This window comes from Bacillus sp. SIMBA_008 (genome assembly GCF_046535495.1).
GTDB lineage: Bacteria > Bacillota > Bacilli > Bacillales > Bacillaceae > Bacillus > Bacillus subtilis.
In genome coordinates this window covers 1-472 of sequence record NZ_JAWRWL010000024.1, presented here as the reverse complement: position 1 = coordinate 472, position 472 = coordinate 1, and the positions used below count along the sequence as shown (strand labels likewise).

Annotated in this window: 1 protein-coding gene; it reads right to left on the bottom strand. The window is 49.6% G+C overall.

The window, feature by feature from the left end:
* The coding region (locus tag SB658_RS21870; RefSeq protein WP_410602278.1) for an aldehyde dehydrogenase family protein at window positions 1-395 on the bottom strand (395 nt) is incomplete at its 3' end.
* Window positions 396-472 lie beyond the last annotated feature (77 nt).

Genomic DNA, 472 nt, shown 5'->3' with positions numbered 1-472 from the left:
GCATCAGCTTCGTTCCAAGGCTTTCCTGCTTCCTTGACGAGCAGGGCGGAGAATTCGTGCTTTCTGCGGCGGACTTTGGCAGCCGCGCGGAACAAAACGGCAGCTCTTTCTTCAGGGGATGTGTATCTCCACTCTTCGAACGCTTTCGCAGCCGCTTCAATCGCCTGCTCAGCGTGCTCCTGGGACGCCTTTGACACTTTTCCGACGACTTCTTCTTTGTCTGCAGGGTTAATGGATACGATTTTCGCTTCCGTCTCTACCTTTCCACCGTTGATGACGAGCGGATAATCTTTTCCCAGATACTCATTTACCGTCGCAAGCGCTTTCTTAAATTCTTCAACGTTCGATTGATCTTGGACATTCGTGAATGGTTCGTGTTTATAAGGTGTAGTCATTGTCATCTCTCCCTTTTTTACTTATTAGTCATTCCTTTAAAGGCGAATGCGATGTTTGAGGGGCGTTCGGCGAGCCC